This is a genomic window from Lysinibacillus sp. NPDC093688 (assembly GCF_050280145.1).
Classification (GTDB): domain Bacteria; phylum Bacillota; class Bacilli; order Bacillales_A; family Planococcaceae; genus Lysinibacillus; species Lysinibacillus xylanilyticus_B.
The window spans coordinates 1-11338 of the sequence record NZ_JBNNUX010000065.1 but is presented as its reverse complement, the minus strand read 5'-3'; the positions used below and the strand labels follow the sequence as shown (position 1 = coordinate 11338).

At 39.9% G+C, this 11338-nt stretch carries 5 protein-coding genes; all 5 read left to right on the top strand.

Going from position 1 to position 11338, the window contains the following annotated elements; translation table 11 throughout:
* Positions 1-1219: 1219 nt before the first annotated feature.
* Complete coding sequence (locus ACQKN2_RS24180) at positions 1220-1774, top strand: NADPH-dependent FMN reductase (protein WP_049667893.1); 555 nt, start codon at positions 1220-1222, stop codon at positions 1772-1774.
* A gap of 121 nt (positions 1775-1895) precedes the next feature.
* A complete protein-coding gene (locus tag ACQKN2_RS24175) occupies positions 1896-5678 on the top strand; it encodes a DEAD/DEAH box helicase (RefSeq protein WP_427417197.1) in 3783 nt (1260 codons plus the stop codon).
* 1 nt (position 5679) lies between these two features.
* Positions 5680-6438, top strand: coding sequence for a hypothetical protein (locus tag ACQKN2_RS24170; protein WP_427417196.1), 759 nt, complete (start codon positions 5680-5682; stop codon positions 6436-6438).
* A gap of 542 nt (positions 6439-6980) precedes the next feature.
* Positions 6981-8054 (top strand): glycosyltransferase, encoded by a 1074-nt coding sequence (locus ACQKN2_RS24165; protein WP_427417195.1) that lies wholly within the window; start codon positions 6981-6983, stop codon positions 8052-8054.
* Between the two features lie 452 nt (positions 8055-8506).
* Positions 8507-10696, top strand: a complete 2190-nt coding sequence (locus tag ACQKN2_RS24160) for a DNA topoisomerase III (protein WP_427417194.1) — start codon at positions 8507-8509, stop codon at positions 10694-10696.
* The last annotated feature ends 642 nt before the right edge of the window (positions 10697-11338 follow it).

Here is an 11338-nt window from a genome sequence, read left to right as displayed (position 1 = left end):
ACTATTTACCACCGCTCGTTTTTTTCTTCATTATAAACAAAAATACCCTATAAGATGACCTTTTTGAAAGTGTCTATCTTATAGGGTACATTTTAGAATTGGGCATTATCTTTATTAAAATATATTCAATGTAGACAAGTTGATCTTCGTTACGACTGGGCGACTCCTCGGGGATCAGCGTCACAGATGAGACCGCCTAACCTTACTGGTTGGGCGTTTTCTTTTATAGTTCTAACTATTTGAACGTCCATACATTGTTAGGACAGTAAAGTGAATACTTGAGCAGAGTAGGAAAATACCCGAGGAAGCAAGGTGAATACCCGAGGAAGTGAGGCGAATACCCGCGGAAGTGAGGTGAATACCCGCGGAAGCAAGGTGAATACCCGCGGAAGCGAAGCAAATACCCGCGGAAGTGAGGTGAATACCGCGGAAGCAGCGAATACCCGCGGAAGTGAGGTGAATACCCGCGGAAGCAAGGTGAATACCCGCGGAAGCAGGGTGAATACCCGCGGAAGCAAGCTGAATACCCGCGGAAGCAGTGAATACCCGCGGAAGTGAGGTGAATACCCGCGGAAGTGAGGTGAATACCCGCGGAAGCAAGGCGAATACCCGCGGAAGCAGGGTGAATACCCGCGGAAGCAAGGCGAATACCCGCGGAAGCGAAGCGAATACCCGCGGAAGCAAGGTGAATACCCGCGGAAGCAGTGAATACCCGCGGAAGCAAGGCGAATACCCGCGGAAGCAAGGTGAATACCCGCGGAAGCGAAGCAAATACCCGCGGAAGCAAGGTGAATACCCGCGGAAGCAAGGCGAATACCCGCGGAAGCAAGGTGAATACCCGCGGAAGCAAGGCGAATACCCGCGGAAGCAGTGAATACCCGCGGAAGCAAGGCGAATACCCGCGGAAGCAAGGCGAATACCCGCGGAAGCAGGGGGATTACCCTCCTGCAGCGAAGTGAAGCGGCAGCAACAAATGTTTTCTGTAGAAAAAGCAAAGCGCCCAGTCGGAACGGAAATCAAGCCCACGTTAGGAGCCGAATATTATTTTAATAACAAGTAATCGCCATAGCAAAGTCTTTTTTCTAAAGCGATATTTCTTGTATACACCACGTTCCGCCTAAAGACTGAAATTACGGTTTTCACTACTACAATTCTTTTCGTGCCTCTTTTCATTTGTTACAATATTATTGTAGAAGATGAATGTGGAGGCAAAAAGAAGATGAAAATTTTACTCGTTGATGGCACGATGTTTGGTCGTAAAACTGGTGCTATTTTAGAGCAAGTGGAGCAATATATTAAAGAATTAGATGCTAGTTTCGAATTAGAAATTATGCATTTTAGTCAATATAAGCATCAAATTGTAGATGGTTCACCGTTAAATGATGACATGAAGGAAATGATTCAAAAGTTTGAGGAAGCGGATGCTTATATTATCGCTACACCGATTTTCCAAGCATCGATTCCGGGCGTTTTGAAAAATGCATTTGATTTCTTGCATCCAAAAACAATGCGCTATAAGCCAGTATCAATCGTTGCCAATGGTGGCACATATCAACACCATTTAGTAGTGGAAAATCAGTTAAAACCAATTTTGGACTACTTCCGTGCACTTGTGACTCCGAACTATGTATATACACACACATCTCATTTTGATGCGGATAATAATATTGTAGACGAAGATGTTCATAATCGTTTACGTGAATTGGCTCGTGTTTTTGTGCAATATTGTGAAATGAGCAAAACATTGCCGAAAGAACCGATCGATCAACATTAAAATAAGATCTTTATCCCTTGTGCGGTGGAAGGAAATCACTGTGCAGGGGATTTTTCTTTTCAAGTATCCTTTTGCGATGTGATAAAATAGAACTTTAGTGAATCGGAAGGGAGGGCTGCTCATGCAGGACATCGCTGTACTAGAAAAACAACGCTGTAATCTAATATTGACGAATAAGGCGAAGGAAGCGGTAGAGGAATGCTCAGCAAATGAGCATGCCTTTTTTGCCTTACAAAAAGCATTTACCGTCTATATCGAAAAGCGCAAAGCCAAAACAATCGGTGAAACGTTTTTATCGATTTATTTTAATGCAGAGCAAAATGAAAAGTTACCGGACGTCCTTGCTGAGAAAACAGCCATTATGGATTGTGTGCTAAAGGTTGAAGGGTTGCTCGCTACAAATCTTCGTTTTGTACATATGCGAGGCCCCATCAATACCAATCGACGCTTACCAGCAGCATTACAATTTGTCACAAGACCTAATAATGGAGCAGGGATTCCGCTTGATCTTCATACAAAAATAAGACAGCTACCAATAGCCGAGGAGCGCACAGAATATGTGAAAAAGCGTATCTCGAGTTGGGAAGGCTTTTTAAAAATCCAAGAACGTGATGCGACCATTGATGACATTCATACAGAATTTAAGCAAAGCTATTTTAATGAAGATTTTACTAGGCTCACAATTGTCTGCCCTTATATAAAATCGAAGGAATGGAAGAAGCTTGAAGGGTTAAGTGTGAACATTCAAGGAGTACGCGGTGAAATTGGACAAGTATTAAAGGCTAATGCAGGGAAGCAGACAATAGAAATTGACTTAAAGCCTTTTGTGCAAGATTTAGCACGTAAAGATCAGCTTAACCTTCGTTCAAAGCAAGCGAGCTTTAGTAATTTTGCGACTTTGAGTCAAATTAGACGATTACGCAATGGTTTTACAAAGCTAGAAAAAGGCGAGGCCGTTAACCCTAATTTAGAGACTATACTATTTGAAAAGCGACCCTCAGTTCGAACATCCAAGCTACGAGAAGATATTGTTTTTCACAATAATTTAAACGAATATCAGCGACGAGCTGTTTTAGGCGCATTGTCTGTTGAAGATTTGTTTGTCATTCAAGGACCTCCTGGCACAGGGAAAACAACCGTTATTTCTGAAATTTGTCAGCAAAATGTTAAGGCTGGTTTAAAAACACTTGTAGCTTCACAATCAAATTTAGCTGTGGATAATGCCTTAGGGCGACTTCTTTCCAATCAAGAAATTCGAATTTTACGTTATGGTAGAACGGAAAGCATTGAAGAAGAAGGTAAAAAATTTATTGAGGAAAATGTTGCGCTTCAGTGGCGTGAGCAAACTCTTGCAGCAATTGAAGAGGAAATCATAGCCTTTACAGAACGTGAACAGGAACTAAAATCTAGTATTACCAAGGCTGAAGAAGAGCTAGAAAAACTTGAGGCATGGCTTGAGGAGTTAACAAAGGAAATAGCTGCAAAAGAACAGGCCGCAATTGACGAGCCCATTTTACAGCAAGAAATACAAGCGTTAAAAAAAGAGTTAAAGGCTGTAAAAACCGAGCTGCAGGAGAACGAGGCACATAAAGAGCATTACGAAAAACAGCTGGCGCAAATCGAGCCTGCTGTAAAGACGCTTGAGCAGACTCTTGCTGAAAGTCCGTCTATCGAGCAGCTGAAGCTTACTATAGAAGAAACTACTCAAAAGATGGAGCGATTGGAAGCAGCTGCTCAATATAAGGAGCTGCAAGAGCAAAAGCAGCATCTAGCAGTGCAGTTCAAAGATATCCAATTGAAATATGAAGAGGAAAATAATCGTCTTCAATTAATGAAGGAAGCCGAAAAATATATCGGTAATTTAACGTCCTATGAGCGCATCGAACGATTTTTACAGCACTATCAAATTCGCCCATCTTATGTGCTGTCACAGCAAATCAGTCGTTTACAGCATTTAGAGGATGCTAAAGATTTAGATGCATGGGCAACCATCAATTCGCGTCTACAAAAAGCGATCGCAAAGCTTGAGGCGTTGGTATCGGATGAAGAAAAAGAACGTGCCCTTGCTAAAAGCAAATTACAGCCTGTTCAATCGTTTTCGTTGCAAAATCTAACAGGTGTTTTTGCCCAGCTCAATACAGCCTTTCAAGATGATCAAACACCATCTGCCGAGCAACTTGAGAGTTTCTTGCTCGGATTATATATGCGACGTGATTTTGTTTGGCAAAAAGGTGTAGCGCTGAAACAACAACAAGAGCATAAAGATCAGGAATTTGAGTCCTTACGTAAAGGTATTGGTGGCTTAATACATCAAGAATGCGCGATTACAAGCTTTGACGTTCAAAGCATACAGCGACAATTGCAGCCATATTTACAGCATACAGAACGACTTCAGCAGCTAGTTGAGACATTCCAAATGGATACTGAGCCAGAAGAGTCTATAGAGCATTTAAAAATACTTGTATCGCAAGCGAAATCTTCTCTTCAAACAGCACGTCAACAGCTGGAGGCAGTAGAGCAGGCTAATACACAGCTCCTACCAAAGAAAGCGGCGCTTCAAACAGCGCAGAATAGCTTACAAGAGATTGAACAACAACTCACACAATTAGAGGAAAATATAAAAGAAATTAATATAGCTGGGTTAAAGAAAGAGAAGCAGCTCACAGCTTGCACCAAACTCCTACAATCAACACCGGAGCGCACTTCCGAGGAGGTAAAGGAAGCAATTGCATCCTCCAAAGTAGCGATGGAGGAATTACAGCGCAAGGAGAAGCAGCTGCCTCTTCGAAAAAAATTACAAGAGCAATGGCGTGACAAGCTGCAAAACGCTACTGAATATGATTTAGATGAAATTCGAAAATTATATGTGCGTCATGCGAATGTTATCGGTACAACATGTGTGGCTTCAGCAAGTAAGGAATTTATGGAGAACTACCCGACATTTGATGTTGTCATTATTGATGAAGTATCAAAGGCCACACCGCCAGAGCTATTATTGCCAATGCTGAAGGGTAAGAAAATTATTTTAGTGGGCGATCATCATCAGCTACCTCCACTCCTTGGAGATGATACGTTGGAGGAAACGTTAAAGGCGATGCTCGATGAAAATCCAAACTTTGACGGTGCGCAGGAATTAAAAAATCTGTTGCGTGAATCGTTGTTTGAACGTTTATTTAATAATTTACCGCACACACATAAGCAAATGCTGGCATTGCAGTACCGAATGCATGAGAAAATTATGCACAGTATTACACCGTTTTACGCGAAAGAGGAAAATGGCTTGCAATGTGGTTTACCAGATTCAGATGCAGCGCGAGACCATTGCTTAGAAGGGCAATTTGTTAACCGAGATGATCATTTACTATGGGTCGATATTCCGACCGAAAAACCTTATTTAGAAGAACAGGTAAAGGGCGGAACGAGTCGTTATAATGAGGGTGAATTACAAACTATTCGACGTATTTTAACCGATTTAAATAAGGCTGTTATCGAAGCTAAAGCAGCCGGACGCATGCCTCAGGATGCACAAAAAAGCGTTGGGGTTATTAGCTTCTACGGGGAGCAAGTAAAGAAAATTAATCGCCTTCTGCAACAGGAATTACAGTTACCGCATCTTCAATTTAGAACTGGGACAGTCGATAAGTTCCAAGGTATGGAGATGGATGTCATTTTAGTGAGTATGGTACGTAATACGCCTAAAGGGGGAGACGTTGGCTTTGCAAAAGATTACCGACGTTTAAACGTTGCCTTATCTCGTGCTCGTGAGCTATTACTACTTGTCGGAAGTGCTGAGATGTTTACCAAACGTGCGAAGCATCCAGATACACGAGAGATGTACAGCAATCTATTAGATACAGTGATATCCTATAACGGCTTGCGTAATCATGAAGGACAGGTGATGTAGATTGTCAAAATTGCAGCAGCGCTTAATGCGTGAACTTCAGCAAAACCGAAATATTAAAATCGTCAAAACCGATGAATGGTGCATCCCCATTCGAACAGTAGAAGTAACCTACGAGCCCGTTCGCCGTTCCACTATGGATGTCTTGATGACCATGCTGTTAATCAGCATACAGGAAGCGGATTTTGCAAATGCACAGGATTTAAGTGAGTTATTACTAGTCGATCCGTTATTTATTGAAGATTTAGTATCGAAAATGTCTCGAGTAAGTCTTATTGAGCAAGAGGAAGGCTTTTATCGATTAACATCTAAAGGACAGCAGCAACTGGAACGTGGCATCTTCGAAGAGGAGCTAGAGGCAGAAATGGCTAATCTTTACTATAGCCCATGCCATCTTGCATTTCTTGCTGTCGATGAGGGCAATATCGAAGAATATGATGATCTACCGGAGCTCTATCGCTATGTGGATGAAGAGGCTGAAAAGCAGGAGCAATTCGACGAAGCTATGTTAATAGAAGCGTTACAGCAAGAGGATGGCGAAGAAGCTGGAGCTGGAGCTTCACAAAAAATAGTGGCAACAATTGTTCAAACCGACGCAAAACAAATTAATGATAGCCCATGCCTCGAATTTGTCCTTCACGATAAAGAACAAGATATTATGTTCGTTCGTGTATGGAATGCACTGTTAAATCAATGGGATCCGCACCTAGAACAACAGCTCACAGAAAAAGAACAACTAGAGTGGCGTAAGAAATACTTATAAGACAAAAAACGAACGTGTAAAGCGTTCGTTTTTTGTTTTTCATAGCGTTGAAGAAATGGTCAAGGTTGTCCGAAAGATACACGCTATGTGAAGTGGTTGATTGGCGCAGCGAAGCGGGTAGGGGAACGAAGGCTAAACCTGTGATAACGCCTTCGTGACCAACATCCTGTTGCCCCGACGCCTCCAGGAAGCTCTGCTCTGTGCGAAAGCGAAGCGTCAGCAACAAATGTTTTCTGTAGCGAAAGCAAAGCGGCAGCTACAATGTTTTATCTGTGCGAAAGCAAAGCGACAGCTACAAAGCGCCCAGTCGGAACAGAAATCAACCCCTTGCATTGCCGAAAAGTCATACTCTTTTTAGGTGTATGTCGATAAAACGGAAAAGTTGGGTGATAAAAACAAAAAGTTAGGTGATAAATGAATAAAGTTGGGTGATAAATTCAAAAAGTTGAGCGATAAATTCAAAAAGTAAGGCGATAAAATGGTAAAAGACCTCGATAAATTTTTAAGCTCGCATATATTATTACAAAAAAAGGAGGGGACTGATGTTTACGATTAGTTTATGTATGATTGTCAAAAACGAAGAATGTATTATTGAAAGATGCTTAGACTCCGTTCAACATTTAGTGGATGAAATCAATATTATCGATACAGGCTCAACTGATCGTACAAAAGATATCGTCCGAAACTATACCTCTCGAATTTTCGACTTTACTTGGTGTGATGATTTTGCCAAAGCCCGTAACTTTTCCTTTCAGCAAGCTACGAAAGATTTTATTTTATGGCTCGATGCAGATGATGTAATCACAACAGAGCATCAGCAAAAACTTCTACAACTTAAGCAATCGCTATATCATCCTAACGTCGATGCCGTTTCCATGGCTTATTATGTAACGCTTGATGCAGATGGCTGTGTGGAATCAAGTGAAAAAAGATTTCGTCTCGTAAAACGAGCACGTAATTTTCAGTGGCAGGGTGCCGTCCATGAGTATTTAGATGTAACAGGCCAGCTCTTTCATAGCGATATAGCCGTTACACATTTGCCAAGAAAAAGTGATATTCATCGCAACATTACTATTTATGAGCGTTTAAAGAAAGAAGGGCACCCATTTTCAGCTAGAGAAACATTTCACTACGCCAATGAACTAAAATCGCATCAACGATTTTTAGAAGCTATCAATCACTATCATATTTTCCTAGATTCCACAAAAGGTACAGATGACGATCATATCGAAGCTTGCTTAAATTTAGCGGATTGCTACCAACAGCTAAATGATACAAAACAAGCAACACAAGCTATTTTACAATCACTATTATATGATCGCCCAAGACCAGAAACATGCTGCCGAATCGGTCATTTTTTTATGGAGCAATTGAAAAATAAAGAGGCTATTTACTGGTATTCACAAGCATTACAGCAGCCTATCGAACAAACAATGGGCATTCAAAAGCACGCTTATTCCACATGGCTTCCGCATTTCCAGTTAAGTTTGTTATACAATCGTTTGCGTCTCTATGAAAATGCACATCAGCATAATGAGGCAGCACGTAAATTTAAGCCAAATGATCAGCGCATACTAGACAATCGAAAATACTTGTTAGCTCAGTTAAAGAAGTAAGGCCGTCATGGAAAGGGAACATCAATAAAATTAATATATATACCGTAACCAATTAACACCGATACAAAAACAACAATGGTCATAAAAATCACATTCCGAGGTCTGAAAGTTCGAGCATCCATTCATTCATCCCCTTTCTATTTTGTGAACATTCTGTTAACTCAACATATGTTTTGAGCGTTTGAGTATGCAGTTCATCGTCAACATTTTTTGGAGCATAGAAAAAGAGCAAATTCACAATTAGCGTGAATTTGCTTTTTTAATCGTCTTACCTGAACACTTTTCTAGGCAATCGGATCAGATCCCAGGACTACCTGATCACTTTACCTGGCAACCCGCTCAGTTCTCTGACAATGACTATGATTGACACTAAGTAGATGGCTCTCAAACAATTTCCACCCCGAACTTATGGTATATTAGACAGTACATAGTTAGTAAAGGAGTACGAATATATGGTTAAAAGTGTAGTTATTGCTGAAAAACCTTCAGTTGCACGTGATATAGCAAATGTCTTGAAATGTAATAAAAAAGGGAACGGATTTTTAGAAGGTGACAAATATATAGTTACTTGGGCATTAGGACATTTAGTAACATTAGCTGATCCAGAGGCCTATGATAATAAATATAAAACATGGAATTTAGAAGACCTTCCAATGTTGCCAGAGCGCATGAAGCTAGTCGTTATGAAGCAGACGGGTAAGCAATATAATGCGGTCAAATCACAGTTAACGCGTAGTGATGTAAATGAAATCATTGTCGCTACTGATGCTGGGCGTGAAGGTGAATTAGTTGCTCGATGGATTATCGATAAAGCAAATGTGAAAAAGCCAATTAAACGTTTATGGATTTCATCTGTCACAGACAAAGCGATTAAAGAAGGCTTTGCGAATTTAAAACCAGGTAAAGACTACGATAATTTATATGCTGCTGCTGTCGCTCGTTCTGAAGCGGATTGGTATATTGGATTAAACGCGACACGAGCATTAACGACAAGATTTAATGCACAGTTGAACTGTGGTCGTGTTCAAACCCCAACTGTTGCGATTATTGCCGCACGCGAAGATGAAATTAAAAACTTCAAACCACAAACGTATTACGGTATTGAAGCACAAACAGATTCATTAAAGCTTACATGGCAAGACGCAAACGGGAATTCACGTAGCTTTAATAAAGAAAAAACCGACGCTATTGTCAAAGCACTAGGCAATCAAGATGCAAAAATTGCTTCGATTGATCGCAAATCTAAAAAATCATTTGCCCCAGGTCTTTATGATTTAACAGAATTACAGCGAGATGCCAATAAATTATTCGGTTATTCTGCAAAAGAAACATTAAATATTATGCAAAAGCTATATGAATCTCATAAAGTGCTAACATATCCTCGTACAGATTCTCGCTACTTATCATCTGATATTGTTGGCACATTACCTGAGCGTCTAAAAGCATGTGGTATCGGAGAATATCGTACATTCGCGAATAAAATTTTAACAAAGCCAATCAAAGCGAATAAATCATTTGTAGATGACAGTAAAGTGTCCGATCACCACGCCATCATTCCGACTGAGGGCTATGTGAACTTTTCTGCATTCAATGATAAAGAGCGTAAAATTTATGATTTAGTAGTAAAACGATTTTTAGCTGTATTATTCCCAGCGCAAGAATATGAGCAATTAACCGTACAAGCTCAAATCGGTAATGAGAAATTTATTGCCAGAGGGAAAACGGTTATAAAAGCTGGCTGGAAAGAAGTATATCAAAATCGTTTTGATGATGAGGAATCAACGGATGATGTAAAAGAGCAACTACTTCCTCGTTTAGAACAAGGACAACTATTAAAAACAAAGCTAATTGCCCAAACATCTGGTCAAACAAAGCCACCAGCCCGTTTTACAGAGGCAACATTACTATCGGCTATGGAAAATCCTACGAAGTATATGGAAACGAACGATAAGAAGCTTGTAGATACGTTGAAATCAACAGGTGGACTAGGCACTGTCGCAACACGTGCAGATATTATCGAAAAGCTATTTAATTCATTCTTAATCGAAAAACGTGGCGGTAAAGATATTTACATTACATCCAAAGGTCGTCAATTACTTGACTTAGTGCCTGAAGAATTACGTTCTCCAGCAACAACAGCCGAGTGGGAGCAAAAGCTTGAGCTCATTTCAAAAGGTAAGTTGAAAAAAGATGTATTTATCAATGAAATGAAAAAGCACACGCAAGAAATCGTCGCTGAAATTAAAGGAAGCGATAAAAAATACAAGCATGACAATATCTCAACAAAGTCCTGTCCGGATTGTGGTAAGCCAATGCTTGAAGTCAACGGTAAAAAGGGCAAAATGCTTGTCTGCCAAGATCGTGAATGTGGTCATCGTAAAAACGTATCACGTGTCACAAACGCACGATGCCCGCAATGTAAGAAAAAGCTAGAGCTTCGTGGTGAAGGTGATGGCCAAATCTTCGTATGTAAATGTGGATATCGTGAAAAATTATCTGCATTTGAAGCCCGTCGTAAAAAAGAAGGCGGTGGCAAAGTAGATAAACGCAGTGTGCAGAAGTACATGAAGCAGCAGGACAAAGAAGCTGAACCGATTAACAATGCGTTCGCGGATTTATTAAAAGGGATGAAGTTCGATTAACACGTATAAGATCATATAGTTATTTTATAAAAAGAGGTTGAGACAAAGCCTCAATAAATAACAAGCAGCCCAGAATATTTTACGGACAGTAAAATTTTCTGGGCTTTCTATTTGAGCATATCAATTTTAATAAAGAGAAAGGGCATGGTTGTGTCTCAGCTTCTCTTTGTTAGTCTATTAATATTTAAGGATATGATAAAAAAATCTATTTTTAGATGCAATAAAAAAGTTAAATTTACTTGAGATGGAGCGTCTAATGATAAATTTTTTCGTAAGTATATTAAATAGGAAGTTTTTCGATGAAATGAAAAAGCATTAATTTTTTTTAGAAAAAGTGTTGACCTTTTTGAATTAAGAGAGTAATATTATATGAGTCGCCAAGATAACTTCTGAAAAACAATTAAATCAAATAAATTAGTTGTTGACATCAAGTTTATAGCGTGATACTATATAAGAGTTGCTGCTGAAAAACAGCAACGACATGAACCTTGAAAACTGAACAAGCAAAACGTAATCAATAAAGTTTTTAGTAACTAACCTTGAGTTCGTGAACGAAACAAAATTTTGGACATCAAACATGATGCCAGCAAAACAATTTGAGCTAATCAAATTTCTTTTTATGGAGAGTTTGATCCTGGCTCA

Bases quoted from the DNA above. Each gene is read 5' to 3' on its own strand.
- ACQKN2_RS24160 (WP_427417194.1), top strand. From the start codon at position 8,507: ATGGTTAAAAGTGTAGTTATTGCTGAAAAACCTTCAGTTGCACGTGAT.
- ACQKN2_RS24175 (WP_427417197.1), top strand. From the start codon at position 1,896: ATGCAGGACATCGCTGTACTAGAAAAACAACGCTGTAATCTAATATTG.
- ACQKN2_RS24180 (WP_049667893.1), top strand. From the start codon at position 1,220: ATGAAAATTTTACTCGTTGATGGCACGATGTTTGGTCGTAAAACTGGT.
- ACQKN2_RS24165 (WP_427417195.1), top strand. From the start codon at position 6,981: ATGTTTACGATTAGTTTATGTATGATTGTCAAAAACGAAGAATGTATT.